Annotated in this window: 23 protein-coding genes; 8 read left to right on the forward strand and 15 right to left on the reverse strand. The window is 50.8% G+C overall.

Features of this window, described 5'->3' with window-relative positions; all coding sequences use genetic code 11:
• Positions 1-46: 46 nt before the first annotated feature.
• The 4 genes from ACQ76X_RS00700 to ACQ76X_RS00715 form a co-directional block, all read right to left on the reverse strand.
• Positions 47-1,021: an aldo/keto reductase gene (locus tag ACQ76X_RS00700; RefSeq protein WP_038594198.1), complete on the reverse strand. Its 975-nt coding sequence runs from the start codon at positions 1,019-1,021 to the stop codon at positions 47-49.
• A gap of 153 nt (positions 1,022-1,174) precedes the next feature.
• Positions 1,175-4,438, reverse strand: a complete 3,264-nt coding sequence (locus ACQ76X_RS00705; protein ID WP_438490941.1) for an ATP-binding protein — start codon at positions 4,436-4,438, stop codon at positions 1,175-1,177.
• Positions 4,416-4,796: a response regulator gene (locus tag ACQ76X_RS00710; RefSeq protein ID WP_438490942.1), complete on the reverse strand. Its 381-nt coding sequence runs from the start codon at positions 4,794-4,796 to the stop codon at positions 4,416-4,418. Before ACQ76X_RS00710 ends, ACQ76X_RS00705 begins: the two co-directional genes overlap by 23 nt.
• A gap of 60 nt (positions 4,797-4,856) precedes the next feature.
• Positions 4,857-6,488, reverse strand: coding sequence for a GGDEF domain-containing response regulator (locus tag ACQ76X_RS00715; protein WP_438490943.1), 1,632 nt, complete (start codon positions 6,486-6,488; stop codon positions 4,857-4,859).
• A gap of 222 nt (positions 6,489-6,710) precedes the next feature.
• Between ACQ76X_RS00715 and ACQ76X_RS00720 the strand changes: the two genes are divergently transcribed.
• Both ACQ76X_RS00720 and ACQ76X_RS00725 read left to right on the forward strand, forming a co-directional pair.
• Positions 6,711-6,980: an ACT domain-containing protein gene (locus tag ACQ76X_RS00720; protein WP_019910116.1), complete on the forward strand. Its 270-nt coding sequence runs from the start codon at positions 6,711-6,713 to the stop codon at positions 6,978-6,980.
• A gap of 28 nt (positions 6,981-7,008) precedes the next feature.
• A complete protein-coding gene (locus tag ACQ76X_RS00725; RefSeq protein WP_438491578.1) occupies positions 7,009-8,364 on the forward strand; it encodes a PFL family protein in 1,356 nt (451 codons plus the stop codon).
• A gap of 84 nt (positions 8,365-8,448) precedes the next feature.
• Here ACQ76X_RS00725 and ACQ76X_RS00730 read toward each other — a convergent pair whose 3' ends face one another.
• From ACQ76X_RS00730 to ACQ76X_RS00740, 3 genes are all read right to left on the reverse strand, one after another.
• Positions 8,449-9,321, reverse strand: coding sequence for a sigma-70 family RNA polymerase sigma factor (locus tag ACQ76X_RS00730; RefSeq protein ID WP_438491580.1), 873 nt, complete (start codon positions 9,319-9,321; stop codon positions 8,449-8,451).
• Positions 9,322-9,418: 97 nt separating this feature from the next.
• Entirely contained in the window at positions 9,419-9,865 is a 447-nt protein-coding gene (locus tag ACQ76X_RS00735) for a carboxymuconolactone decarboxylase family protein (RefSeq protein WP_438491582.1), read from the reverse strand.
• An 86-nt stretch (positions 9,866-9,951) separates the two neighbouring features.
• Positions 9,952-11,406 carry an MFS transporter gene (locus ACQ76X_RS00740; RefSeq protein ID WP_438490944.1) on the reverse strand — a complete coding sequence of 485 codons (1,455 nt, stop codon included), beginning with the start codon at positions 11,404-11,406 and terminating at the stop codon, positions 9,952-9,954.
• Between the two features lie 160 nt (positions 11,407-11,566).
• Here ACQ76X_RS00740 and ACQ76X_RS00745 point away from each other — a divergent pair, with 160 nt between their 5' ends.
• Positions 11,567-11,992, forward strand: coding sequence for a MarR family winged helix-turn-helix transcriptional regulator (locus ACQ76X_RS00745; protein ID WP_076109758.1), 426 nt, complete (start codon positions 11,567-11,569; stop codon positions 11,990-11,992).
• 22 nt (positions 11,993-12,014) lie between these two features.
• Positions 12,015-12,599 (forward strand): histidine phosphatase family protein, encoded by a 585-nt coding sequence (locus tag ACQ76X_RS00750; protein ID WP_438490945.1) that lies wholly within the window; start codon positions 12,015-12,017, stop codon positions 12,597-12,599.
• Between the two features lie 29 nt (positions 12,600-12,628).
• On the opposite strand, the gene ACQ76X_RS00755 is transcribed toward ACQ76X_RS00750, so the two are convergent.
• A complete protein-coding gene (locus tag ACQ76X_RS00755; protein ID WP_438490946.1) occupies positions 12,629-13,273 on the reverse strand; it encodes a DUF1796 family putative cysteine peptidase in 645 nt (214 codons plus the stop codon).
• Positions 13,274-13,430: 157 nt separating this feature from the next.
• Here ACQ76X_RS00755 and ACQ76X_RS00760 point away from each other — a divergent pair, with 157 nt between their 5' ends.
• Together ACQ76X_RS00760 and ACQ76X_RS00765 are read left to right on the forward strand one after the other, a co-directional pair.
• A complete protein-coding gene (locus ACQ76X_RS00760) occupies positions 13,431-13,937 on the forward strand; it encodes a YbaK/EbsC family protein (RefSeq protein ID WP_438490947.1) in 507 nt (168 codons plus the stop codon).
• A 2-nt stretch (positions 13,938-13,939) separates the two neighbouring features.
• Entirely contained in the window at positions 13,940-15,169 is a 1,230-nt protein-coding gene (locus ACQ76X_RS00765) for an MFS transporter (protein ID WP_438491584.1), read from the forward strand.
• Between the two features lie 664 nt (positions 15,170-15,833).
• On the opposite strand, the gene ACQ76X_RS00770 is transcribed toward ACQ76X_RS00765, so the two are convergent.
• The 6 genes from ACQ76X_RS00770 to ACQ76X_RS00795 form a co-directional block, all read right to left on the reverse strand.
• Positions 15,834-17,534, reverse strand: coding sequence for an extracellular solute-binding protein (locus tag ACQ76X_RS00770; protein WP_438490948.1), 1,701 nt, complete (start codon positions 17,532-17,534; stop codon positions 15,834-15,836).
• Positions 17,531-18,934, reverse strand: a complete 1,404-nt coding sequence (locus tag ACQ76X_RS00775; protein WP_438490949.1) for a response regulator transcription factor — start codon at positions 18,932-18,934, stop codon at positions 17,531-17,533. Before ACQ76X_RS00775 ends, ACQ76X_RS00770 begins: the two co-directional genes overlap by 4 nt.
• The gene (locus ACQ76X_RS00780) at positions 18,927-20,672 is read right to left on the reverse strand and encodes a sensor histidine kinase (RefSeq protein WP_438490950.1); all 1,746 of its coding nucleotides are present in this window, start codon (positions 20,670-20,672) and stop codon (positions 18,927-18,929) included. Before ACQ76X_RS00780 ends, ACQ76X_RS00775 begins: the two co-directional genes overlap by 8 nt.
• Positions 20,673-20,806: 134 nt before the next feature.
• Positions 20,807-22,642 carry an ABC transporter substrate-binding protein gene (locus tag ACQ76X_RS00785; protein ID WP_438490951.1) on the reverse strand — a complete coding sequence of 612 codons (1,836 nt, stop codon included), beginning with the start codon at positions 22,640-22,642 and terminating at the stop codon, positions 20,807-20,809.
• Positions 22,643-22,813: 171 nt separating this feature from the next.
• Positions 22,814-23,707 (reverse strand): carbohydrate ABC transporter permease, encoded by an 894-nt coding sequence (locus tag ACQ76X_RS00790; protein ID WP_038594234.1) that lies wholly within the window; start codon positions 23,705-23,707, stop codon positions 22,814-22,816.
• A gap of 14 nt (positions 23,708-23,721) precedes the next feature.
• Positions 23,722-24,681: an ABC transporter permease gene (locus ACQ76X_RS00795; RefSeq protein WP_438490952.1), complete on the reverse strand. Its 960-nt coding sequence runs from the start codon at positions 24,679-24,681 to the stop codon at positions 23,722-23,724.
• 298 nt (positions 24,682-24,979) lie between these two features.
• On the opposite strand from ACQ76X_RS00795, the gene ACQ76X_RS00800 reads away from it, so the two are divergent.
• Positions 24,980-25,516 (forward strand): CDP-alcohol phosphatidyltransferase family protein, encoded by a 537-nt coding sequence (locus tag ACQ76X_RS00800; protein WP_438490953.1) that lies wholly within the window; start codon positions 24,980-24,982, stop codon positions 25,514-25,516.
• Between the two features lie 12 nt (positions 25,517-25,528).
• Here the strand turns inward: ACQ76X_RS00800 and ACQ76X_RS00805 are convergent, their stop codons facing one another.
• Positions 25,529-26,212: an SDR family NAD(P)-dependent oxidoreductase gene (locus ACQ76X_RS00805; protein ID WP_438490954.1), complete on the reverse strand. Its 684-nt coding sequence runs from the start codon at positions 26,210-26,212 to the stop codon at positions 25,529-25,531.
• 155 nt (positions 26,213-26,367) lie between these two features.
• Between ACQ76X_RS00805 and ACQ76X_RS00810 the strand changes: the two genes are divergently transcribed.
• Positions 26,368-26,946, forward strand: a complete 579-nt coding sequence (locus ACQ76X_RS00810) for a TetR/AcrR family transcriptional regulator (RefSeq protein WP_438490955.1) — start codon at positions 26,368-26,370, stop codon at positions 26,944-26,946.
• Positions 26,947-26,998 lie beyond the last annotated feature (52 nt).

Here is a 26,998-nt window from a genome sequence, read left to right on the forward strand (position 1 = left end):
CGGTGTTCGGACATATCCCCACTCTATCAGAATCTTACTGAATGGTTTACCAGGCGTAGGCCTCCGGAGCCGGACGTCCCGGTCCCGGGAATATTTCATCCAGCTTCTTCAGCGTAACTTCATCCAGAACGATTTCAGTCACGCGCAGCGAATCCTCGAACTGTTCGATAGTTCTCGGTCCGATGATGGGCGCAGTCACGGCTGGATTCGCCAGCACCCACGCCAAAGCTACCTGGTCCTCATGCTCGCCAAGCTCCTTGCAGAGGGCAGAGAACTGCTCCAGCTGGCTGCGGTGCTGCTCCAGCTTTGCGGAGCGGGCGCTGCGCACGCCGGTCTTGGCCAGCGCGTTGCGGCCGAGGAGACCGCCCGCAAGCGGACTCCACGGGATGACGCCAAGTCCCAGTTCCTGTGATGCCGGCAGCACCTCAAGCTCCGGCGTCCGTTCGAGCAGATTGTACAGATGCTGCTCGGAGACGAGGCCCAGGAAGTGGCGCGCTTTCGCCTGCGCCTGAGCATGTGCAATATGCCAGCCGGCAAAGTTGCTGGAACCGATATAATCCGCCTTACCCTGGGAGACCAGGATTTCAAAAGCACCCCATAACTCATCCCAGGAAACATTGCGGTCGATATGATGCATTTGATACAGCTCAATATGATCGGTCTGCAGACGTTTCAGCGAGCCCTCGAAATGTCGTCTGATCTTATAAGCGGATAAACCCGAACCTGAATTGGGACCGTCCTGCTCATCAAGCATGTCATTGTAAACCTTGGTCGCCAGCACCACCTTCTCGCGCCGTCCGCCCCCCTGCTGAAACCAGCGTCCGATAATCTCTTCAGTCCAGCCGCGCCGTTCCTGGCCGCCATAGACATTCGCAGTATCAAAAAAGTTAATGCCCGCATCCAATGCGGCATCCATAATCCTGAAGGCGTCCTTCTCCTCGGTCTCCGGACCAAAATTCATCGTGCCGAGACATAACTGGCTGACCTTTAAACCCGATTTTCCCAAATAACTGTACTTCATCGCAATTCCTCCCTTTCATCCCTGTATGGTTGTCCGCATTCCCTCCCACTATAAGCCTTAGAGTCCACTATAAGGCAAGCTTTTTTCAAGAAAAAAACAGGCCGTTTGTGCATGGCCTGTTCCTTCGATAAGTGCTGCTCCAAAATAATTCTCCTATTCCCCATCATGCCCGCTGTCCGGAAACAGCACTTCTCCAGCTCCCTGTTCAATCGCTATGATTTCCTGCAGGGTAACCGACAGATCACCAGGGGGATAAGGTTTGGTCAAATACTTCTGAACATTGTTCATCAGACTTTTATCTGTTTTGTCCAGCGCCGAGGAAATAACTATCGGAACGTTCGCTGTGCGCTCATCATCCTTCAGCATGCGGATCAGGTCCCAGCCATCCAGCTCATCACCCAGCATCAGATCCACGACAATCGCCACAAAAGGTGTTTTCAGTGCCTGATCAAACGCCTGCTGCGGATGATAATGATGTGTCACCCGGAAGCCTTTGCCCTTCAGTTCCTCCGACAGTAGCAGGGAAAGACTGTAATCATCCTCTACAATCATTACGTTCGGCTTCGTTTCCTTCTCCGAATTCCATTTATACGGCTCATCTTCATGCCGGCTGCCGCTATGATTCAGAACCGGAAGACTGAACCATACAGTGGTGCCTTCGCCTTCCACCGAATCAATGCCGATCGCACCCTTCTGCTTCTCAATGATTTCCTTGCAGATGGCCAGGCCTAGACCTGTTCCGCCGATCCGTTTGGACGCGCTGTTGTCTACCCGTCTGAATTTCTGGAACAAATGGCCGATCTGATTCTTAGGAATCCCCAGCCCGTGATCCTGGATCTCCACAATAATCCGCTCAGGTTCATTATGCAGCAGCACCTTGATCTCATTGCTGTTCGGTGAGAACTTGATCGCATTGCTAAGCAGGTTGGTCAGTACCTGGACAATCTTGTCCTTATCCACTTCCACCTCCGCATTCCGCGCTGCATCCTCCAGCAGAATATGGTGGGTGCCACTCAGTTTGTACTGGTCAATAACGCCGAGGACAAGCGAGCTCAGATTGACAGGCTCGGCATTGTACTGCTGGGTGCCTGATTCCATACGCTGCAGATCCAGAAAATCATTGATCAGATCGGTCAGCCGGTGCGCCTCCCTATGAATGGTCTCCAGATATTTCAGCTGCTTCTCCGGCTTCATTGTTCTGGATAACAGCAGCTCTGTGAAGCCGAGCACACTGGATAACGGTGTCCGCAGCTCATGGCTGACCGTGCTGACCAGTTCGGATTTCATCAGATCCAGCTCATATTCCCGGGTAATGTTCCGGTGCACAAACAACGTCCCGAAGCGGATCTCGCGGCGGAATACCGGAATGGCATACACCTCCACATGTTTCATCGCTTCCGTGCCTATGGAATATTTGATCGTGCTGGAATCGAAGAACGTTTCGGACATCGCGGTTTGGTAGAACAGCTGCAGATCATCCTGCTCATTGGCCCTGTTTATGAAATGTTCTGTCCAGCGTTCCTTAAGGATTACTTCCCCTTCAGTCCATTCACCGTACCCGAACAGTTCGCTAAGGGCTTTATTCATCTGCAGCATCGTTCCGTCCATTTGGACAAACTGAATCCCTTCATTGACGTTATTGACAATGTCCCTGTTCAGCATCCGGCCATCTTCGATTTCTTCATACATGAACAGCCGCTCAATAGCCAGCGCTACCCGGTTCATCATGCCATGAATCTCGTCGATTTCTTCTTCGCCAAAGGAATGTCCGATCCGGGTACCGCAGAATATAGCCAGCACCTCATCATCAGCATTTACAACCGTTGTGTAGTAATCATAGGCATAAATGCCTTCCGGAGAAATGCCCTGCTCCCGTAAGGATGCCGGACGTTTAGTAATATAGGATTTCTCCGTTTGCATGCGAAAGAGCATATCATTATTATCACTGTCAAGATAACGTTCCACATTCTCCAGAGGTACGCCTTTAACGACGGCAATTTTGTCTTTGACCATCAGAAAAAAGCTCGAGTCGAACGCATATTGCTCATTCATAAACCGGAGAAACTTATCGGCGAACTCCTGCTTGTCCAGGGTATAGGTAATGTCATGGTTAAGCTGATTGCTCCGCTCCAGCAGAATCTTGGTTTGTTCCGTCTTCTTCAGGGTATCCGCCAGCTCCTGCTGCACACTTTTCATGGAAGAAATATTGTTGGCGATGAGAATGTACTGGTAGACATGGCCTTCATCATTCAGATAAGGCATCGCTGTCAAATGCAGCCAGATCACCGAACCGTCCTTGGCCCGAATCTGAATCTCGTCGCTCCATACCCCGCCCGTGGTCAGCTTGCGGAGAATTTGCTGCGCCTGATCACCTGAAATATTATAAAGCTCGAACAGCCTGAAGGTGTAACCGATGATCTCCGGGTTCTTATACCCCGTATACTCGCTCAGATTCTCATTAGCATAGGTGAATACGCCTTTGTTCGAAAGAATGGCGACTGCGGAGGACTGATCCAGCGCCTTCATCATGCTCTCGATCTCGCTTAAAGACCGTTCCAGCTTAAACTGCTGATCCTGAAGCTCATCCTGCTGCGCATGCAGTTCTTCGTTCTGCATCGTCAGCTCTTCCTCTTTGTCCTGTATGCTTCTCGCCATATTCAGGAATGCTTCATAGAGCCGGCCGATTTCATCCTGCCTCTGAAGCTTGCTTAGCAATACAGACCGGCCTTCCGCAAGCGAAATCGTTGCCTCTTCCAGCTTCACGATCGGATCAATTAGAACCTTCAGAATCCTCCAGATCATCAGGGTGAAGCAAAGCAGCAGGAAGCTGCTCAATACAAACGCCGCAATGGTAAACCTATTGGCTTGCTTAATGGAATCGGCAGCCATTTCGTTCAATTGTGCATCTGAACGCTCTTTGTATTGCTTTGTGTAGGATAGAAATTTGTTAACTGCCTGGGTGTTGCCGTCCTCTGCAAGCGCCCGCAGCTCAACATAATTATCTTGCTCGACCAGAGCGATCGCCTTAGGCAGCGTAACTTTTTGATAATGTTGACTGTATGCCGTCAATTGGTCCCTGAACTGCAATTCTTCCGGGGACAGCTTCAGCCGGGAATACGTATCAAGAACTTCCCCCAGCTTCTGCAGCGCTTCATAAGCGAGGTTCAGCTCATTTTCATTTTTCAGCGCCGTGTAGCCTCTGACCCGAAAAAAAACATCATTTAGCGTCGTTGCCAGCTCATTGATCGTCTCCGCCTTGTTCTGCAGCACTTCACGGTCATGGCTCAACTTGTTCTGCTGCGAAGTTATATAGAAGAACAAGATCATCCCAATCAACGCGACAATAACGAATAAGCTTGAAATAATGCGGAAATATTTATCTTTGATGCTCAAATTAACGAATTTTTTTCTTTTCACCAAGAATACCCTCCACGATCTGCAGGAGCTCTGTCGGACTGAACGGCTTAGGCATAAAATAACGCGCTCCAGCCTCCCTAGCTCTGCTCCGGTCCATTTCCTGCGCCTTGGCGGTCAGCATCATTATCGGCGTGGAGTTCTTCATTTCCTCGTCCAACTCAGACAAAACTTCTATGCCGGTCATTTCCGGCATCATATAGTCCAATATCACCAGATCGTAGAGATCATCCGATAGCTTGGCAAGCGCCTCAACCCCATTTTCAGCGGTACGAATCTCCACATCTTCGAGGTCCTCCAGCGTATCTTCAATCAGCATGCGCAGAACGTCTTCATCATCTACTACAAGTACTTTTTGCATCTTTCTCTCTCACCTTTCAATGTACCCTAAACCATTATCAGCGTTTCAGCGCTAAATGTTTCAGAACAAAAATCTGTGGGCCAGCCGTTCAATTCTTGAGAGCAGCTCCGGCAAGTGAAACGGCTTGATGACATAATCATCGGCGCCCATTTGCAGGGCATGTATAATATCCCGCTGGTCGTTCCGCCCGGTCACCATAATCACAAGAATATTCACTTCCGGATAACTGCCGCGGATCCGCTCAAGCACCTCCAGCCCATCCAGCTCCGGCATAATGCCGTCAAGCAGGATGATGCATTTCTCCTCGGGAGCATACCAGTCCGATTCGAGAAACTGCGGTCCGTTCGAATAGCTGCTTACTTTCACTTTGGCGATGCCCTCCGGCTCCCAAGTCTGAAACTGATGGGTCACTATTCTGCGGATCAGCGCATCATCATCAACAATGATGACATTCAGAACCGATTCCAGCTTGCCTGCCGGCAGATGCTCGTCATATAATGTGGTCTGGTTTCTGCCGGCATGTTTGCTGGCATACAGCGCCTGATCCGCTTCGTCAATAAGTTTATCGGCATTGAGGTGAGTTTCCGTTACCTCTGTGATCCCGGCGGAGAAGGAAACATTAAACCGTTCATTTTTCGCCCAAAACTCTTTTAAGGAAAACTGCTGCTGAATCCGCTCGATGACAAGCATGGCCGATGCGGCATCGGTATTGGGCATGAACAGGGCAAACTCTTCACCACCATAACGGCAGAAGGTATCCTCCACCCGGATTGATTTCAGCACCAGCTCGGAAAAAGTCTGGAGTACCTCATCTCCAACCAGATGGCCGTAGCTGTCATTCACATGTTTAAAGTAATCCAGATCCATAAACGCAAGCGAAAATGTCCGCGCGGTCCGCCTAAAGTCAGAGATCAGCTGTTTCATCGTCTGATTAAAATATTTGCGGTTAAAAGCCCCGGTCAGCTCATCCACAATTATGGATTTTTGCCATTCCAGCTTCAGCTCAAAGCGGTTCTTAATAAGTACCAGGAATAAATCAATATCTACAGGCTTCGGGATATAATCCATCACGCCCAGCGAATAGGCATACATCTGCACATCCTTGGAATGTTCACCGCTGACGATAATAATCGGAATACGCTCTTTCTTCGCCTTGCCGATGATTTGTTTCAGGACATCAATCCCGCTCTGATCGGGCAGCTGAATATCCAGCAGGATCATGTCCGGCTTGCTTTCATAAAAAATTTTGAGTCCCCGTTCGGCGGATAATGCAATACTCACAAAATAGGACTGCTTCTCCAGCGATTCCCTTAAAAAAGCCACCAGCTCTACATCATCATCAATGAGCAGAATTTCGTATTGCTTCTTGCCGTCCGGCAACATTGCCGCTTGCAAACCCGGGACAGGTAATGTTCCGTTCATCAATTGCTCATCAAAAAGTCCCAGCAAAGGATACAAATAATCCCCCCACTCGGCCTCTGTCCAATTTTTATAAGATTCATCCGAGAAATAAAGCAATGTGCTGCCGGCATACTCCTCCACCAGGTGAAGGCCTACCGTTCCGGCCGTGCCCTTCAAATTATGCAAAAAGCGGTAGATTTCCTTTTCCTCGACGTCTGGCTGTTCCGACCACTTTTGCAGGGTTTGCCTGGTACGCTGCTCGACCAGCTCTTTGTATTTTCTCGTTGTCATAGTTACTCCTTCAGACGATTATGTAAATCTCTCAGTTGATCATATATTTTTAACACTGTCAACTGTATTCTAATGAAATTAGGGCATAAGATCAAATTTATAATCAGACCGACAAAAAACCTTTGGTTGATGACTGCGACATCATTTGCAATAATAATTGCAACGGTTCATTCCGTTAATGCGGCGGATGAACAGAGAATAGATAAATAGGAGGATTTTTCATTGAAGGGGATTATAACAGTACTGGGAAAAGACAAAGTAGGGATTATCGCCAAAGTCTGTACCTACCTTGCAGGCCACAATCTGAACATTCTCGACATTTCGCAGACGATTGTGCAGGACTATTTCAACATGATGATGATTGTGGATATTTCCGCGCCAAGCAAGTCTTTTGAAGAGATTGTGGAGGACCTGCAGCAGGTGGGCGAAGAAATCGGCGTTGAAATCAAGCTCCAGCACGAGGACATTTTCAATATTATGCACCGCATCTAGCTAGCAGCGAAAGGAAGAGATAGGGATGATTTCACTTGTGGAAGTACAGGAAACGAATAAAATGATCCGCGAAATGAACCTGGATGTCCGCACCATTACGATGGGGATCAGCCTGATGGACTGTGCCCATACGGATTTGCGGGTGTTTAACCAGAATGTATACGACAAAATCACCCGGTCCGCCGAGAAGCTGGTGAAGACAGGTGAGGATCTGGAACGGCAATTCGGCGTACCGATTGTCAATAAACGGATCTCCGTCACCCCGATCTCCATTGCAGCCGGTTCCGTGCATACGGATACTTATGTGCCGGTTGCCGAAATTCTGGACAAGGCGGCCAAAGAAGTGGGCGTCAACTTTATTGGCGGCTTCTCGGCGCTTGTGCAGAAAGGCTGCACCAAAGGGGACCGGATTCTGATCGACAGCATCCCTGAAGCGCTGGCTGTGACGGAAAGAGTCTGTTCCTCTGTGAATGTAGGCTCCTCGCGCAGCGGGATCAATATGGATGCCGTGAAGCTAATGGGCGACATCATCCTCCAGACAGCGGAACGCACCAAGGACCGTGATTCCATCGGCTGCGCCAAGCTGGTTGTCTTCTGCAACGCCGTTGAGGACAATCCCTTCATGGCCGGAGCGTTTCACGGCGTGGGCGAGCGGGAATGCGTGATCAACGTTGGGGTCAGCGGCCCTGGTGTAATCAAGCGCGCACTGGAAGAAGTAAAGGGCCAGGACTTTGAATCGCTATGCGAGACGATCAAACGAACCGCCTTCAAGGTGACCCGTGTAGGACAGCTTGTTGCACAGGAAGCCTCCAAACGGCTGGATGTGCCGTTCGGCATCATTGACCTGTCGCTGGCACCCACCCCTTTGGTCGGTGACTCCATCGCCGAGATTTTCCAGGTCATGGGCCTCGAAGAAGCCGGAGCTCCCGGCACCACGGCAGCACTCGCCATCCTGAACGATAATGTCAAAAAAGGCGGCGTCATGGCCTCCTCTTATGTCGGCGGACTTAGCGGCGCGTTCATCCCGGTCAGTGAAGACCATGGCATGATCCAGGCTGTTCAGCGCGGTGCGCTGACGCTGGAGAAGCTTGAAGCGATGACCTGCGTCTGCTCCGTCGGCCTCGACATGATTGCCATTCCGGGCAGCACCAGCAAAGAAACCCTCTCCGGCATTATCGCTGATGAAGCCGCAATCGGCATGGTCAATAACAAGACAACCGCCGTCCGCCTGATCCCGGTTATCGGCAAGGAAGTCGGCGAGATGGTCGAATTTGGCGGTCTGCTCGGCTACGCCCCGGTGATGGCGGTGAATCCTTTTAACTGCGCCGGGTTCGTGAACCGGGGCGGACGTATTCCCGCTCCAATCCACAGCTTCAAGAACTAATATTTGCACAAAAGCGCCGCCTCACCTCATTACTGGTGGGCGGCGCTTTTTATAAACCAACCGGGTGATAGAACAGCTCGCGGCTTAGAAGACATGACCCAGCTTTTCCGGTCCTACAACCAGATAGAAGCTCTGAATCTGCTCCCCTGCCCGGTCCAACACCAGACATAGCACGGCTTTAACCTCGCCATCCTGCCTGAATACCAGTTGTTCTTCGCCGTTGACGGTTTCTACAGACGGCTCCAATTCCCGCAGCCGGTTCAGCACCCGGCGCGAGGTCAGCAGCGCCAGCACGCCCTTGCGGCCAACCATCGGCCTAAGGATCGTATGGACATCCTGGCCGCCGCCGTCGGCAACAAGCACGGGATGATCGGACAGCAGTTCCAGCATCGCACTGACATCATAAGCGGTAAAAGCATCGGTAAAGCGCCGCAGCAGGCCAGACCTCGCCATTCCTGTCCCGGGCCCGGCCATGGCTGCAGAAGGCTCGGCCTGAAGCGTGCGCTTGGCCCGGCTAAAGATTTGCCGGCAATTGGCTTCCGTTTTGCCCAGCATCTCTGCGATATCCCCATAATCGTACTGAAAGGCCTCGCGAAGTACAAATACCGCCCGTTCAGTGGGCGACAGCCGCTCAAGCAGCACCAGAAACGCATACGACAGCGTATCCTTACGTTCCGCTGCTGCCTCAGGTCCGTCATAAGGCTCGCTTACCGGCTCAGGCAGCCACTCGCCGATGTAGGTCTCTCTACGGCTGCGCGCCGAGTTCAGCATATTCAGGCAGCGGTTGGTAATGCCTTTTGCCACATAGGCCTTCATATTGTGAATGCCGGTCCGGTCACGCCGCTGCAGCTCGGCGAAGCAATCCTGCACCGCATCCTCCGCATCAACCGCTGTTCCGAGCATCCGGTAAGCTATGGAGAAGGCGTAAGCCTTGTAACTGAGAAACAGCTCCTCCATCCCCGGTGCTTGAGATGCAGTTAACCTTGTGTCGGCCTCGTTGCTTTGTGGTTTCAACGGCACTCCTCCTCCTGCTCCTGAAGTTATCCTCAGCGACTTAGAGGGTAGCTCCCGGATACATTCCTGTAGAAATCGCTAACCGGTTCCAGCAATTGATCGTATTGATCGCCATAATCCAATCCACAAATTCTTCTTCGCTGAAATGCTCCCGGACCTTCTCATATACATCGTGAGGCACGCCGGCTTCACTGATATGTGTGACAGCTTCGGCAAGCTCAAGCAAAGCTCTCTCTTTATCCGTAAAGATCGGCGCCTCGCGCCATACCGTGACCAGCAGCAGTTTGTCCTGATAATCACCCAGCTTCAGCAAATCCTTGGCGTGCATATCCAGACAGAAGGCGCAGCCGTTCAGCTGGGATACCCGTATTTTGACTAATTCAGTAAGCAACTTATCGCTGCCCCGGCCTGCGGTATGCTGCTCCAGCGACATCATTGCCCGGAAAGCAGGCGCGTTCACTTCTCTGTAATTAAATCTCAAACTCATCATAATCTCCTCCTCAATGTGTTTACAATACTGTAGACAATCGGGCGGATTATTTTGTGACACCTATTTCAATAAATTTGTTCAAGTTAAGCTGCTGCTCTCTTGTCTCTTCTTGCCGTGATCAGCCGCCAGCCGGTAAGCAGTGCCGAGACCAGGCAAATTGCCGAGGAAGTCATAAATACAACATGCATCCCCGAGAGGAAAATATCCGGACGGCCCGGAACCAGATCGGTTACCCGATGCCCTGCCTTGCTGCTCATCACATTAAACAGGATGGAGGTGGCGATGGTGATGCCGACAACCATGCCCACATTGCGGACCAGCGAGTTGACGCTGCCTGCGGAACCGAGCTGTGTCCGCGGCACTTTGGACATGATGAGTGAATTGTTGGGCGATTGGAACAAGCCGCTGCCGACACCGAGCATCGCGATCCACAATCCGACCAATAGCACAGAGCTTCCGTCATGCAGCCGGGCCAGCCCAAACTGGGCGATAACCATCACGATTAGTCCGGCAAAGGTCAGGAACTCGGAACCGATCTTATCGGACAAGGCTCCGCTGACCGGCGAAACCACCACCATGCAGATCGGAAACAGCATAAGCAGAAATCCGGCATAAAAAGGCGACAGATTCAGCATGTTCTGCGCATAGAACGGGGCAATGATGTTGAAGCAAAAGTTGGCCACGAACACGAGAAATGCGCACAAAATGCTGAGTGAGAATAAGGGGTTCTTGAACAGCGAAAGCTGCAGCAGCGGCTCCGTGCGGCGTAATTCTACGGTAATAAAAGCAATAAATGCAGCAACTGCGATGATCAGCGCAGTGAGGATGCGGGCATCCCCATACCCAAGCTGCTGCCCGAGCAGCAGTCCGGCAAACAGCGTTAGGATAAACACCGCGAACAGCATGCTTCCGGGAATGTCGATTTTCGATTTTACCCGTACCAGATCCTTAGGCAGAACCTTCCATCCAAGCACAACGGCAATCAGGCCAATCGGAAGGTTTACCCAGAAAATATATTCCCAGCCCAGTGTTGAAACAATAATCCCGCCCAGACTCGGTCCGGCAATACTCCCCAACGATACGAAGGTGCCGATAAGCCCCAGCGCTTTGCCCCGCTCTGTAGCCGGGAAAATATCCGTCACAATCCCCTGGCTGTTCGCCATGGTCATGGAGGCCCCGATCGCCTGAATCACACGCGATATTATAAGGAAAGGCAAACTTGTGCTCAGCCCGCAGAGCAGCGAACCGACGATAAAGACGATCGTGCCGATTTTGAAAATCCGGATCTTGCCGAGCATATCTCCAAGCTTCCCGAAAAGCAGGATGACTGCGCAAATAGCCATCAGATACCCTGTCGTTACCCATTCGACCTGAGCCACCGGCAGGTTCAGCTGCTTCACCAGCACCGGCAAAGCAATATTGACAATACTTCCGTCAAGCGTTGACATAAAGGTAAAAAGATTTAAGACGATCAGGATAATCCAGCGTTTCTTCTGGATGGCGGCATCATCCTGATAGGTTGCGGCAATGGAACTCATAACTAACACCCTCTTGAATCAGTTTTTAGAGATAGTTGCATACGCAACTATCTGGCATTTCCCAGTGTACCGCAAATTAGTTGCGCACGCAACAACTTTGTTGTAAAATTTTGAACAGATAAAGGGTTGCAATAGCATTTAACCTAAAGAGGTGTCATTTTTGAAAAAAGAACCGATTGGCAAGTTGATTTCCAACCTTCAGCGTCAAAACCAGAAATATTTAGCCCGGGAGTTGGCTCCTTATGGGATCGGCAGCGGCGGGCAGCACAACTTTCTTAAGCTGATCCTTGGCCAGCCTGGAATTACCCAGGATCAAATGACAAATGAGATGAAGTTCGATAAAGCAACAACCGCCCGGTCCGTCAAACATCTTGAGCATTTGGGTTATATTGAACGGAGAACCGATCCGAAAGACCGGCGCTCTTCGCTCCTGTATCCGACCGCTAAGACACTTGAGTTCGCACCGGTATTTCAAGCTATAATGGATGAACTTAACCGCAAGCTTTCGGCCAATTTAACAGAGGAGGAAGCAGATCTATTGGTTACTCTGCTCCAAAAGATCAGCATAAATTCCGGAGAGTTGTGATTCGGGGAGGGGGGAGGATTAGATGGCCTTGATCGGATTCATCAGACACGGCATTACCGATTGGAATGTGCAGGGGAAGGCGCTGGGCTTGTCCGATCAACCGCTAAATGAGGAAGGCAGACAGCAGGCTGAAGCTTTGGCAGGCCGACTGCTGAAAGAGCCTTGGGATATGATCATCTCCAGCAATTTGTCCCGTGCACAGGAAACTGCAGGAATCATTGCTGCTGCAGCTGGAATCCCGGTATGTCTGACCGATGACAGATTACGCGAGATCGACTGCGGACAAATCGAAGGAATGACGGAAGAAGAACGAATCGACAAATGGGGGCTTCGTTGGCGTGATCTTAACCTGGGAATGGAGAGTGTCCATGACACTGCTGCCAGGGGCGCCTCTTTCCTGGAAGAGATTCATTCCAGTTATATTGCCAAGAACATCCTGGCAGTCAGCCACGGTGCGTTAATCGGGTTAACGTTGCAGCATTTGCTGCCACTTCAATTTACTGCAACTCATATGAGAAATACTTCTCTGACCCTGCTCACCAAAGCAAACGGCCGGTGGCAATGTGACTTATACAATTGCGTGAATCATCTGTCAACGATGCACTAAGGGCAGATCATTTAATTAACGCCAGCTGACTATACCAGGCTAACCCCCTCCAGAATATAGTCCCAGGTCTCATTGTCCCCGGCCCGGTTCGGAATGCTCAGTGAACTGATGCCGGGTAGTCCCCATTCGTTATCGATCACAGACTCCAGTCCGTCCACTCCGTTTACGATCAGAATATGGAAGGTTCCCAACGTTAACGAGGCCAGCGCTTTTTGAAGCTGCAGTGACTCTTCATAAGTACTTCCCCAGCGGATGAACAACGCCTTCCGGCTGACAATCAGCTGATCCAGCAAACGCTGGCTGCGCATGTCGATTTTATCCTTAAAGCCCGGATACACGGAGCCCCACTCCTGCTCCTCGAGAATAGGAAAATCATGAACGGAAATCACATAATAATAGTAATCTTTTATAAAATACGATCGGACCGGCATTACAACTTCATTCTCCACGAAGACATCGTCCCCTTCGTCCGGTGCCCTATCCGGCAGCTCCATGTATTCCGGGAATCGTCGGCTGAGCAGTAGGTTCACATCTGTATGGGATAACGAAACAACCCAGTCCAGAGGCGATGAAAAAGTCCTTAAACCCCTTCTGCGCAAATGCGCCGCCGGTTCGCAAGAGCTTCCCAGGCTTACAATGCAATCATAAGCCCCCTTGATCTCCTCAAACCTCATCTGTCCTCACCTCTATCCTGTTTTTGTATTATTTAATGCCCTTGAGCCAAAAATGCTTGGATGCTAGATTAGGAATGTTTTGCCCATTCATAAAAAACAAGTTAAAATGTAAACCAATATGAAAAAATAATGAACTTTCAGAAAGGAAGCAAGGCTCATGTCGATTGTAAGTGTAAAAGAACATTTCCGTACTTTTAACAGAGAGCAGGATGTACTGGAGTTCGCCACTTCCAGCGCTACCGTAGAGATGGCGGCGGCGACGATTGGGGTAATTCCTGCCCGTATAGCCAAAACCTTGTCCTTCCGCGGGGTAAATGACGATGCCATTCTGGTCGTTGCTGCAGGAGACGCCAAGGTCGACAACAAGAAATTCAGAGAAGTCTTCGGTTTCAAGGCGAGAATGCTCAGTCCCGATGAAGTTCTGGAGCAGACGGGTCATGAGATCGGAGGGGTTTGTCCATTCGGCCTCGCCCGGGAGCTTAAAGTTTATCTGGATATTTCCATGCAGCGCTTCGATACGCTGTTTCCGGCCTGTGGCAGCACCAATTCTGCGATTGAGCTGACCTGTGATGAACTAGCCCTGTACTCTAAAAGTACGGACTGGGTGGACGTGTGCAAAGCCTGGGATGAGCCGCCACTGTCCGGGGACGGACAAGCCTTATGAAGATGAATCCGGCCAAGGGCCACACATCGCCATCGCAGCCAAAGGAACGGTTTCCGCTGTCACTTCTCTGTCTTACCCTTGGCGCATTTGCGATTGGCATGACCGAGTTTATCATCATGGGTCTTCTGCCCAATGTTGCGCATGATCTCGGGGTAACCATTCCACAAGCCGGACAGCTTATTACCAGCTATGCGCTTGGTGTAGCCATCGGTGCACCTATTCTGACTATCTTTACGCACCGGTTGCCGCAGAAGCAGCTGCTCGTTATTCTGATGTACATTTTTATATTCGGCAATGCTGTGTCGGTGATTGCGCCTACCTACACGCTGCTGATTATCGCCCGTATTCTTACCGCCTTCGCGCACGGAACCTTCCTGGGGGTAGGAACAATCATTGCCGCCAGATTGGTAAGGCCGGAGAAACGGGCCGGGGCCGTATCAGTCGTGCTTGCAGGCTTGACCGTCGCCAATATTATCGGAGTGCCGTTCGGCACCTTTATCGGCCAGCAGCTCGGCTGGCGGGCCTCCTTCGGGGCTATTACCGTGCTGGGCATCATCTCATTGTTCGGTATTATCCGGTTTATTCCCGTGATTGTCCAGGAGCAGACTGCCAATCTCCGCGAACAGGTGCGCGGTCTGGTGAATCCGAAGGTGCTGCTGATTCTGCTCACCGGAGCGCTGGGCTGCGGCAGCCTGTTCTCGCTCTTCACTTACATCACGCCAATGCTGGAGAACATTACCGGCTTTGCCGAACATCATGTCACCTGGATTCTCGTACTGTTCGGAGTTGGCGTCACCATCGGAAATATTGCCGGCGGCAAGCTGGCTGACTGGAAACTCATGCCGTCACTGATGGTCAACTTCGGCGTGCTCGCACTGATTATCTCTATGTTCACGCTGACGCTGCACAATCCGGTGCTTACCATTATTAATATCTTCCTTTGGGGAATCGCGGCGTTCGGCATTATGCCCGGCATCCAGCTGCGGATCATGAACCTGGCGCATAAAGCGCCGCTGCTGGCCACAACCTCAAGCCATTCCGCACTTAATCTGGGCAACGCGGCAGGTGCTTATCTCGGCGGGGTCGCCATCAATTCATTCGGCCTATCCTCAATTCCCTGGCTTGCCGCTGTCCTTGCTGTGCTGGCCTTGGCCGGGGCTTGGCTTAGCTACCTGTCAACGAGCGGCCGTGCCGGAGCCGTTTTTTCCGGCGATATAACCGCCGCTCCGTAAAGGAGAAGCGGGAGAATATTCTTTTGGGTTAGACGAAATGGTTTGGACAACACAGAAGGCCGGATTTCCCTGATGGGAACTCCGGCCTTCTGTCTGTTCGGGTGCTACGGGCAGCGGAAGCATTTTTCACCGGAATGCGAGCATTTACAAGCTGATGAGAGTACTCATAGCGGCTGATCAACCTGGAACGTAGCACTGTACTCACAGCTGCTAATCAACCTGTGAAGTAGCACTTACTCATAGTTACCTACTTTCTACAATGTTTCCTATCCTTACGGACTCAGATGCAGCTATTGTGGAAAAACAAGATGATTAATACCACAAGCGGACTCAGGTGCAGCTATTCCTTCGATTACAGCCATGATCCGCATAAAGATCAGCATATAACGTCACTGGAGTCCGAAAGTCCAAAAAAACACATGATCTATCTTAAATAAGGACGCTGGGGTCCGAAAGCTTGTTTATACAACACTAGAGCTGCTAAGTCCACTCACTCGAAACCAAATGTCTAATTGCACTCCACCCGTAATCTCCTTACATACGTCATCCTTTACGTTTACGTCACTTTAACTCTCAGTCAACACCAGAACGGAGCCTTACTCCATACTTTACTCCCTATCCAATCCCCCCAACCGGCCTTTCCATGAGAGACCGCCAAAGCTCGCTATTCCGCCATATCACCAATTTGCTCTGCCTCTCTGCTTTTCACGATCACGTTGACTTCTTGGGTGATCTGATCCCCGCCCTGCCTCTTCCATTCCGCCACAAAAGTATCAAAGCTGCTCACCGGCGTATCACCGACGATAATGTTCAGGAAGGTCTCGCTCTCCAGCTTCTGCAGCGCCGGCCATACACTCTGCATATGGGTTGTGCTGCCATAAAAAACGCTGCGCACGCCCTCGATCGCCGTCGTGGACAATACAGCTGCCCCGTATTTGTATGAATTGGCTGCTTTCCAGCCCTCCAGATTCTTCTTCGGCTGCTCCTCCTCGGCGAGCCACCGCTCATAGATGACCCTGGTATCCGGGTCGAGCAGATCCGGGTCGATCTTGCCGTGCAGCGCCTGCTGAATGTCAGCATAATGCTTCTCAATAGCGCCGGAATAATCAATCAGCAGATCAAACGGGTAATACGCACGCGGCTGAATGCCGGTCTGCGCCGAGAAGTCATCCAGTTTCTTGACTTCCTCTGTGTTGGGGTCCCGTCTTCTCTCCAGCCGGGTGAAGACGTTAAGCAGCTTCATAACGGCTTCGGGATGCTCATACCCTTTGCGGACGACAAGATAGCGGTCAGTTACCGGTGCCATATGCGCGACGAATTTGCCTGCGCTGTCCAGCGGCGCGGCATAGGCCCGCCATTCCGCCTTTGTATCAAGCGCCACTGCCTCTGACAGCGGATAGTAGGGCATCCACCACGGGCCGAAAAACATCCCCGCATTGCCGGAGATAATCGGCTCCTGCGTTTCTTTATAAAGCGCAAATTCAGGGTCGATTAGGCCGCGTTTGTACCAGTCGGCCAGCTTGGCTAACGCTTCTTTGGTTTCCGGTGCAACTGACCCGTAAACAATCTCGCCGCTGCCCGTTCTGATCCAGTTGGTAGGAAAAGCGTGAAAGGCGCTGAACACGGAGTCCAGGCCATTCACATGCGGCTTGGTTCCGTACACGATATTTTTGTAGGCGCTAAGCCCCAGTGTATCCCGTTTACCATTGCCATCAGGGTCCCGTTCAACAAATGCCTTCGCGATGGCTTCAATATCCTCAAAGGTCCGCGGAGCCGGAAGCTCCAGCCGGTCCAGCCAATCCTGACGAACCCAGAGCAAAGACAGGGAATCCGCATTGATCGCCACATTTGGCAGCCCGTACAGCTTGCCGTTGCGGGAGGCATCGCCGAGCGCCTCGCCTTTGGTCGAATCATACATATCCTTGATCAGCTCTGAACCGTATTGCTCGTATGTTCCGGTCAGATCCGCAATCATATCGCTGTCGATCAATTTTTTTAATTGATCCCTGTCCACAACCACGGCATCGGGCAAATCGTTGCTGTCGATGGCCAGCTGCACTTTTTGATTAAACGGCTCCTCACCTTTTGCCTCCCAGGAGTGGATAACCCTGATGTTCGTGAGGCTCTCCAGATACCGGGAAATCGGGTTATTGTCATTGCTGTCGCCAGTGTTCAGCCGGGAATCAGGCACTTTGAACCCTACACGCATTACGACAGGGTCTTCATATCTGCCATAAGCAGCAGTTTCGGCGGCACCGCCGCCCGGTTCGCTCCCTGCGGAATCCGACGGCACCCTGCTGCCTTGGCATGCCGGCAGACAGAGCAGCAGCAAGGCGGAGATGAAAACAGTAAGCCTCTTCGTCAAGTCCTCATCCCCTCCGCACGGTATTCACTCGGCAGCTTGCCGACCCGATCCCGGAACAGCCTGCTGAAATAACGGTCATCCTCAAAGCCTGATTTGCAGGCAATCTCGCAAATGGGGTCATTACTTTCCAGCAGCAGCGATTTGGCCAGATTCAGCCGCATCTCCCGCAGACTCTCCCCGAAGCTCTCCCCGGCAAAGCGGGCGAAGCATTGGCTGAAATAGCCCCGGCTCATATTGACAGCGGCTGCAACATCGCTTTGATTGATTTTGTCCCCGGCGTGGCTTTGCATATAACGGACAGCCCGGATGAGGCAGAGCATCACCTCTTTGCTCAGGCCCAGCTCGATCATCCGCCGCTGCGCATGATCGGAGAACTGCCGCAGCCAGTGTTTCCATTGGCACCAGTTCAGGTTATTCCCTGCCGCCGCTTGCAGCTGCGCCGTCTCCTCGGGCTTTAGCAGCAGAGCCCCCCAATTCCCGAGCAGTGCATACCCAAAGTTGGAAACCCGCTGCGGTGAAGGCTGCTGTATCACTACTCCGGCCGTGAAAGTTTCCCATCCGCCGCGGTCTATCGTCCATCTGAGATTCAGTGCTCCTTGTAGAACATCTTCCTCATCACTGAAGATCGTTGCTTCCGATGCCATTACTTTAAGCTCGGCATAGTTCAGTCTGGCCGGTTCCTCGGCTCCGCCGGAATAGAACAACGCATGTTGCGCTGACAGCCCAAGGATCTTCTCCACTTCCTGCAGGCTTTGATCCCGCAGTCCGCTCACCAGCGCCGTCTGCCAGCGGCCCCCAAGCATTTGCTTGAGCTCACGGCTGCCATCTTCCTCCGCATACCGCTGGTGCAGCGGCGTGATCCACATGTCCTGAAAAGTGATCAACGGATGGTTCTTCACCACCGAGAGCTGAAACAGCTCTTCCTCGCTGGCCCGGGGGTCCAGCGGCATGTAGAGCAACGCCTTGTCCGCAGCGATAATCCTGCCCTCTCCGCGGCTAAGCGACTCCCGGGTGCTTTCCTCCCATTTGATCCGTTCAACCAAACGGCGGATCGTCTCATCCGCATTCTCCACCTCCAGCAGTGTCTTCACGATATAATCAACCGCACCCAGGCGCAGCGCCTCCTGCACATAATCAAATTCATGATGGCAGGTCAGCACTACACAGCGGATGGCTGGGAACCGCTGCCGCACCTGCCGGATGAGATCGAACCCGGACATCCCCGGCATGGTGAGATCGACAAACAGCAAATCGGTCTCCTGCTCGCGGAGCAGGGCCAGCGCGGCGTTGCCGTCCCCGGCCTCGCCGACAATCACAACTCCAAAGGACGACCAGTCAATCAGCGAGATGAAGCCTTTGCGCACAAGCCGCTCGTCATCGACCACAACAGCCTTAATCATCGAAGTCCTCCTTGCTTTTCTTAGGTATGATAATGGATACACATGTGCCTTCCCCCGGGTTGCTGGCAATTTGCAGCGTCATCTGATCTCCGTAATACATCCTCAGCATCCGCATGACGTAGGAGAAGCCGATGCCGAGTCCCCGCTTTCTGGCACCGTCATCCGAGAGCAGCTCTTCAATCTTGTCAGGGTCCATTCCCGTTCCGTTATCCTTCACACACAGCAGAATTTCATCTACATCATGCGCAGTAATTATAACCTCGACCTTCCCGTTATCGCTGAGCCCGTGATAAATCGAATTTTCGACCAGCGGCTGAAGCAGAAAACGCGGGACCGCAGCTGACAGCACATCTTCCTCCACCTGCACGTTGAACTCAAATTCATAATCGTAACGGATACGCTGAAGCTCCATATAATTGCGGATAGCTTCGATTTCTTCACCGATCGTAACAATAATGCTCTGTTTGCCGAGATTGTAATGCAGCACCTTCACCAGCAGCGTGACCAGCTTGTCAATTTCCTTCTGCCCGTTCAGCCTGGCGAGCCACTGCACCGTGTTCAGCGTATTGTGCAGGAAATGCGGGTTGATCTGGCTGAGCAGCTTCTCAATCTCGAACTGGCTTTTCTGCTTCTCATTGCGGGCTACGGCCAGCAGCAGCTCATTAACCTGATCCTTCATCTGCTGAAAGTTGCTCAGTACAAAGTCGAACTCCTCCACATTCGTGAAGGCAACAGGGGCAGTAACATTTTCGGCCATGCGGATAATTTCCACGTTGACTTTGCGCAGAGGGCCATAAATCCGCTTCCAGATCAGCCAGGCCAGAACTCCGGCAAAGAGCAGTGTGGAGAGGGCGAGCAGAATCATTTTGTAGAACCAGGAGTAAATTTCGCTGTTAAATACCGATTTCTTCACGACAGCCACCAGCTTCCAGCCCTGCGGACTCTCGTATCGGAACAGATGGTAGCCGTCCAGCTCCTCATGCGGTAGCCCCGAAGATTTCCCGGCCGCTTTGACGATCTTTCCAGGCAGCTTGCCGTCGATGACATGGGTAAGTGTACCGCTCTGGTTGACCAGCAGATGGTTTACCTTCATTCCATAGGCTTCCTGCTTGAAAATTTTGCGCAGCAGACTGTAGTTCGTCTCCAGATAGATATACAGCTGATGCTGGCCGCTCACTCTGACAATCCGCTGCTCGGAGAAAACCACGTTATCCCCTACAGCATACATCGTGCCATGCGGCCCGTAATAATCAGCTCCGTTATAACGCATAAAAGAAGGCAGCGTGCTGATATCAAAGTTCCTCCGCGCGCTCATGTTGGTAAACAGCACCGGGTCATCGCTACCAGGCATGATATAGGCAGTTAACCCTATGTAAGGATTGGTGAAGTTGACCAGATTAATCTTCTGGTTGATCGAACTCATAATCTGCGATTTGCGGTAAATCTGCTTCTCCAGCAGAAAAGAAGACATTTCCTCCACAATCTGGCCGTCAAGCGCAAACTGCTTGGAGGCAAAATCAAGATTGTCGATGGCATTCTCCAGGCTGAGCGCCTCCTGGCGCAGGCTTGCGCTGATCCCGCTGCCGATTTTCCCCGAAAGAATCGAAAAAATCGAAGTGTAGGATACAATTCCCACGATCAGGAGCGGCAGCAGCGTACCGATCAACAAATAAATTACCAAGGTAGTCCGCAAAGATTTGACTGCCGGTGTATGGCTCCCTGGCTTGATTCTGCTCATTATCCGTATCCTCTCTTCTTTTTGTAAGCGTTTTATATAATAGAATTAGAATACCAGATTTAACCTGAACTGAAAATAATAAGGCAGAACAGCTCACCGCGCCGCCCTGCCTTATCCTTATGCTCTGCCCCTGTTTACTTTACACTTTTGCGGGCTTCGAACAGTTCTTCCGCTTTTTTGACCGAAAAATCAATAACGTCGGCATAGCCGAGACCGTTGACCTTGTCATGCATTTCCTTGTTCAGCTTGTCAAACTCAGCCTGATTTTTGGCAAAAACCATTTTCCAGGAAATCTGCTGAATGACTGTACCGATCTGTTTATTTTTCTGCTCCAGCGTTTTATCCATAATCAGCGGCTCTTTGCCGGTGAAGCCCTGCGGCGCAACAGCAAGCAGATTGTTTTTCTCAAAGTATTCCTTTGCTGTCAGTACGCCCATCTTTGCTCTCCAGTCACTATCAAGCTTCGATGGGTTGCGTTCCAGTGTTGTCTTCCACAGATTGTGGTCATACGGCTCGCTTGTCTCGGGATTCTCCATCGCCGGAACAACAAACGAGAAGTTCATCTGATTCGACCCGTAATAATAGTCACCGCCGCCGAATTCTTCAGGTACTTGGGTGTTCTGCTGGTCAGTGTAAGCCTTCCAACCGAAATCGGTGACTACTGGCTGGCCTTTGCTGTCAATATCCCAGGTCAAGCCTTTAGGACCGTTAGGTACAGCTGTTCCGCTGCCTGCCGAGAGCATCGCGCCTTCCGGCGTATACATCCAATTGAGGAACTCCATAATCCGCGCAGGCTCCTTGGCTTTTGCTCCGATGGAAATAATACCGTTGCCGCCGTACACATTGAAGCCTGTTGAATACATCAGTTCATCCTTAAACGGCACCAGTGCAAAACCTTTGCCTTCCGCCGTTCTTTCCGCGGTATTGTAATTGGCGGCACCCAGCCACGGGAACCAGGAGAACAGCATACGGCCATCCTTGTATTTCGCCACCACATCATCAAATTTCTGGGTCAGGGAGTCAGGATCGAGCAGCCCCATTTGATTGGCTTCGTAATACAGCTTGAGCGACTTCATGTACCAGCTGTCCTCGGAGAGGAAATCATAATATTTCTCTTCATCAGCTTTGACGTAGACTGCAGTATCAGGGATTTCATCATAACCCAGCATGTTTGCGAATTGCTTTGCCAGCGTCATCTTGTAGTTGCCGTCCCAGTCGGACCAGAGCGAGAAGGCATAGGTTTTCTTGCCTTGCTCATTCTTCGGCTCAAGCTCCTGCATCTTTTTCAGTACCGGCAGGTAATCCTCAATAGATTTAATCTCTGGTGCCCCGATTTGCTGATACAGATCCCAGCGTAAATCCGGTCCCCAAGTCATATCCTTGCCTTCGGAAGGACCGGAAGGATTGGTAGCAACACTGTTTCCGATGCCATAGACTGCGCTGCCCCCGCCAAAGGCAACTTTAGCCTTCTCCACAGCTTTGGGGAATTGCTTCATGATATCGGTGCCGTATTTTTCAAGCAGCCCATCCTGCGTCCAGTCCAGCAGCAGCTTTCCTTTGATCGCATTGGGATAGTGGTTTTTATCATCCCCGAAGACGATGATATCTCCGAGATCGCCGGAAGCCATCATCGCCGAGATTTTGGTGTCCCCGCCGGTCAGGTTGGAGGCGACGATATCCAGCTCGATGTTGAATTTATCCTTGATAACCTTAGCGAACCAGCCGGTCTGCGGACCCGCATAGTTGGCGGTTGTTGAGAATACCGTCAGCTTCAGCGGTTTGGAATGATCAAGTGCGCCGTCATCCGGTGCTGCGGTTTCTTTTGCCGCGTTCGTAGCCTCGGTGACCGGTTTATCTGTACTCTCCGCTTTGCCTCCATTGCCTGAATTCCCGTTTCCGCCGCCGCAGGCTGCCAGAACGAACACCATTATGGCGCTCAGCAGAAGCAGCGATAACCTTCTGAATTTCATAGCTTGTTACCCCCTAAAAGTTTTGTGAGAATCTGCTCCTCTTGAATCTGCATCGAACAAAACTCGTTTCGTAAGCATACACTTTAAGTTTTGTGTACATTTGCATAAGTGCAAGCTCCGCCACTGGCAGAGCCGGACTCCATTCCTGTTCCTTGCAGTTGCTGCCTTGTGTCAGCCCTTGACTGCGCCGATCATAATGCCTTTGACAAAAAAACGCTGGAAAAACGGATACACAATCAGAATCGGCAGTACCACAATCATCGTTACTGTCATCCGGACCGAGGTCGGGGTCTGCATGTTCTGGACGCTGGCTGCCATATCCGGTGAATTGCGGATCAGCGCTGCCAGCGAACTGGACTCATTTAAGTAACGCCAGAGCAGAAACTGCAGAGTGTAATATTTCGTATCCGTCATCAGAAATGCGGTATCAATGAAGGAATTCCACTGGCTTACCGCCGAAAATATCGTAATCGTAGCCAGAATCGGCGTTGTCAGCGGGACAATAATACTCCAGAACACCCGCAGATAACCTGCTCCATCCATGCTCGCGGATTCCTCCAGTGAAGGCGGGATCGCCTCCACAAAGGTTTTGACCAGAATAATATTGAATGGCGTAATGATCGTCGGCAGAATATAAGCCAGATAATTGTTGGTCAGATGCAGGTTGTGCATCGTAATGTACCAGGGAATCAGCCCGGCGCTGAAGTACATCGTAACCACAACGCTGCGGTACCAGATTTGCCGGCCCCACATCTCCTTTTTGGTGAACAGATACCCCAGGAAAGCCGAAGCGCCTACGGTCAGCATTGTGCCGACTACTGTACGGTAGACCGACACCAGCGCTGCATGGCTGAGCCCGCTGATCCGCAGCACCTTGAAGTAGTTGTCGAAATGGATCTCACGCGGATAATATTTGATATAGCCTGCCGCACTGAGATCATTGGAGCTGATCGTGTTGATGAACAGATAATAGAACGGATAAATGCAGCTCAGGGTGAACAATCCAAAGAGCAGATAGTTAATTCCCTGGAACAGGGCATCGCCGGGCTTAAGCTTTTTTCGCAAGTGGAGTCACCCCCTTAAATGATAGATTCGTCGCGCACCACTCTCGACAGCGTATTGGCCGCGAACAGCAGAATGACGCTGACGACCGATTTCAGCATGCTGACCGCCGTGGCGAACGGGAAGTTGTTGGCAAAGGCGATATTGTACACATACAGGTCCAGCACTTCGATGGCATCCTTGTTCATTGCGTTCTGGAAGGCGAAATACTGTTCCATCCCGTTATTCACAAAGTTCCCGATCGAGAGCAGCAGCAGTACAAAGAAGGTAGGGATAAGACCGGGCACGGTAATATGCCAGATTTTGCGGAACCGGCTGGCTCCGTCCACCTCTGCCGCTTCATACAGCTCCTGGTCAATGCCTGCAATCGCCGCCAAATACAGGATTGCCCCCCACCCGAGCGATTTCCACCAGTACCAGGCAATCATCGTGATCCAGATATTTGAGCTGGAAGCAAGGAAATTGTATCCCTCATCGACTATGCCCAACTGCACGAGTATGCCGCTCACCACCCCGCTATCCACGGAAAACAGCGAGAACGCCAGCGCATAGACGAGAATCCAGCTGATGAAATTCGGAATCGTGGTCAGTGTCTGTACGAACTTGCGGTACCAGCCCGACTTAATTTCGGTGAGCAGTATCGCAAAAATGACCGGAAAAACAGAGGTTATCAGCCCCAGGGAGCTCATCACCACCGTGTTCTTCAGCACGCGCAGCACTTCGGCGGTCTGCGTCGGATTCGAAACCATAGTCCGGAACCATTTCAGCCCGACATACGGCGTGTCCGACAGCGGAATGCCGGGGATGAAATCATAGAACGCGTAGATCCATCCGCTGATCGGCAAATAGTAGAAAATAAAGGTCACAACAAGAAACGGAAGCGCCATGAGAAACAGCTTGTGTTTGTTCTGCAGCTTCCTGCGGGATGGACGGACCGGCTCCACTCCGCGAAGCAGCTCTTCGGAAGGTACCCCCATATCGGAATCTCCTCTATCCAGATTTTTGTTTACGCTTTCATCCTAGCAGACCTAAGCACACCGCCGGGAGAGAGGAAAGATTGCCTTTCCGGGAGAGCTGTAGCACAGTTTCGGACCATTTTCGCAGGGGATTAGACCATTTTCACAGGGAGCTGCCAAAAGAAACAGACCGCCGGGAACCGGTGGCCTGTTTACAGTTCTATTGTGAAGTTATGAATTGCACATGAAGACGGTAACTGGGATGATTATCGCATCAACCAAATGAAGGAGTACACATCCTTCATAGGAGGTTATGCCGTTGATTAAAAATACCGCAAATATCCTCTCAATCAGCCGCATCGTGCTCCTGCCCGCCTTGTTTTTTACTTACGGCAATGCCCTGCTCTTTACGGTAGTCTATCTGGCTTGCGGGCTTAGCGATGTGTTGGACGGGTATATTGCCCGTAAGACCAAAAGTGAAAGTACCTTGGGCGCGAAGCTGGACTCCATTGCAGACCTCGGTTTTTTTGCTGTAGTTATGGTGTCGATCATTTTCAAGAATGGGGATGAAATATTAGAATATCTGCCATGGATCGCTGCCACCGTGCTCATTCGCATAGCCAACCTGGTCATTGCGGCGTATAAATATCATTCATTTGCCATCCTGCATACCTGGGGAAACAAACTCGCCGGTTTTTTGCTGTTTGCAACTCCGCTCATCCTTCACCTGGATCAAACGGCATGGCTTTTGCCGGTATGTTTCACCGCCGTTCTGTCGGCAGCGGAAGAGAGCATTATTCACCTTACCTCCACCGAACTTGATTTGAACAGAGCCAGCCTTTTTTACAAAAAATGAATGAATTAATAGTTATGGATTAGGAATTTTCGTCGGATCAAACCCTGGCGGGAATATTTCTTCAAAGCGGTCCTTCTTCTCGTATAGGTCATACCAAGTATCTGCAATGACATCCGGTTCGCCTGCTGTACCGGCTTGTATTAAGGTTCCGATGGAAAGATGTCCGACAAATATACCTTTTTCTTTCAACTCATTGTGCAAGTTTGTAGCGTAATTACGAATACCCGACATAACGATTCCACCATTCCCGACAAAAGGCAACGGGAACATAGCAGATAAGCCTGTTGTAAATAGAATGGCGCCCGAATGGTTGTTTATCATATCCGGTAATACCTCATTGACCAAAAGAACGGCAGGCAACACATAGCTGTTTACTTGTTCTAATACACTCTCTGGCGTTGTTTCCAGCACATTTGTGAATTTATCCCACCCTGCATAAGGGCTAAACTCTAGCACATCGATAGAACCAAAATCCTTTTTAACCGCTTGAATGGTTAGTTTTAAAGCAGCCAAGTTCGTGACATCCGCTACATAAGACTGTGCTTCGATATTTAATTCTTTAAGTTCGCTTATGATCATTGATAATTTCTCTGGATTACGCGAAATGGCAGCCACCCTAAATCCGTTCTCTCCGAATTTTTTGGCTAGCGACAAACCTAATCCAGGACCTGCACCCACTACTGCAATAGTTTTCATTTTTCGTAAGCTCCTTTTCTGTGCTATATTAAAGTAACAGGTGTTGCTTTAATGGATAATATACAACCTATGATTTAATGCAACAACCAACAATTGATGCACAAATGTTGCTATAGCGACAAGCTTGTTAATATGTCGGGTTAGGGGTGAAGCAAATGGCGGCAAAAGTAATGAATGTGCGAATGACACAAACGAAACAGTCTTTGATTAACGCATTTTTTCATTTGGTTTCCAAAAAGGATTTTGAAAAAATAACAATAGCGGATATAACAAAAGGAGCACAAGTCAACCGGGCTACATTCTATGCGCACTTTACTGACAAATACGAATTATTGGACTACGTTATGGGAGATTCCGCATCAGCTGCCATTGTAAAACGTACTGCAGGCGTAGTGAAATTCGATCAAGACAGCATCCATCAACTCGTATTAGCGGTATGCGATTTTTATCGACCACCTAACATCCAATGCCGCAGCAGCTATGTAGGCTTAGTCGTACCGCAATTGAAAGAAAAAATAGTAAATGAGTTGAAGGAATATTTGTCGAAAAGTCTGGAAGACATCTATACAGCTGACGAGAAAAATATTTATGTGCCTATTTTTGCACAAGTCATCCATGAAGGTGCCTTTCAATGGGCTACCGGGAACGTAACTACTCATAAAGAGGACGTCGCCATGAGAGTTGCATTATTAGTAATAGGTGGATTTCATTCTTCCGAGCTGACGTTACGCTAACGGGGCACTATTGGAGGTCGTTTCTTGTAACTACATTACTAGATAGCGCATA

Origin of the sequence: Paenibacillus sp. IHBB 3054 (assembly GCF_051594305.1) — a bacterium.
In the GTDB taxonomy this organism is placed as follows: domain Bacteria; phylum Bacillota; class Bacilli; order Paenibacillales; family Paenibacillaceae; genus Paenibacillus_AQ.

What these genes read in the sequence shown, in the direction of transcription:
- ACQ76X_RS00700 (WP_038594198.1), bottom strand. Translation starts at nt 1,021, where the DNA reads ATGAAGTACAGTTATTTGGGAAAATCGGGTTTAAAGGTCAGCCAGTTA.
- ACQ76X_RS00710 (WP_438490942.1), bottom strand. Translation starts at nt 4,796, where the DNA reads ATGCAAAAAGTACTTGTAGTAGATGATGAAGACGTTCTGCGCATGCTG.
- ACQ76X_RS00715 (WP_438490943.1), bottom strand. Translation starts at nt 6,488, where the DNA reads ATGACAACGAGAAAATACAAAGAGCTGGTCGAGCAGCGTACCAGGCAA.
- ACQ76X_RS00730 (WP_438491580.1), bottom strand. Translation starts at nt 9,321, where the DNA reads ATGGAGGAGCTGTTTCTCAGTTACAAGGCTTACGCCTTCTCCATAGCT.
- ACQ76X_RS00735 (WP_438491582.1), bottom strand. Translation starts at nt 9,865, where the DNA reads ATGAGTTTGAGATTTAATTACAGAGAAGTGAACGCGCCTGCTTTCCGG.
- ACQ76X_RS00740 (WP_438490944.1), bottom strand. Translation starts at nt 11,406, where the DNA reads ATGAGTTCCATTGCCGCAACCTATCAGGATGATGCCGCCATCCAGAAG.
- ACQ76X_RS00750 (WP_438490945.1), top strand. Translation starts at nt 12,015, where the DNA reads ATGGCCTTGATCGGATTCATCAGACACGGCATTACCGATTGGAATGTG.
- ACQ76X_RS00755 (WP_438490946.1), bottom strand. Translation starts at nt 13,273, where the DNA reads ATGAGGTTTGAGGAGATCAAGGGGGCTTATGATTGCATTGTAAGCCTG.
- ACQ76X_RS00760 (WP_438490947.1), top strand. Translation starts at nt 13,431, where the DNA reads ATGTCGATTGTAAGTGTAAAAGAACATTTCCGTACTTTTAACAGAGAG.
- ACQ76X_RS00765 (WP_438491584.1), top strand. Translation starts at nt 13,940, where the DNA reads ATGAATCCGGCCAAGGGCCACACATCGCCATCGCAGCCAAAGGAACGG.
- ACQ76X_RS00775 (WP_438490949.1), bottom strand. Translation starts at nt 18,934, where the DNA reads ATGATTAAGGCTGTTGTGGTCGATGACGAGCGGCTTGTGCGCAAAGGC.
- ACQ76X_RS00780 (WP_438490950.1), bottom strand. Translation starts at nt 20,672, where the DNA reads ATGAGCAGAATCAAGCCAGGGAGCCATACACCGGCAGTCAAATCTTTG.
- ACQ76X_RS00785 (WP_438490951.1), bottom strand. Translation starts at nt 22,642, where the DNA reads ATGAAATTCAGAAGGTTATCGCTGCTTCTGCTGAGCGCCATAATGGTG.
- ACQ76X_RS00795 (WP_438490952.1), bottom strand. Translation starts at nt 24,681, where the DNA reads ATGGGGGTACCTTCCGAAGAGCTGCTTCGCGGAGTGGAGCCGGTCCGT.
- ACQ76X_RS00805 (WP_438490954.1), bottom strand. Translation starts at nt 26,212, where the DNA reads ATGAAAACTATTGCAGTAGTGGGTGCAGGTCCTGGATTAGGTTTGTCG.
- ACQ76X_RS00810 (WP_438490955.1), top strand. Translation starts at nt 26,368, where the DNA reads ATGGCGGCAAAAGTAATGAATGTGCGAATGACACAAACGAAACAGTCT.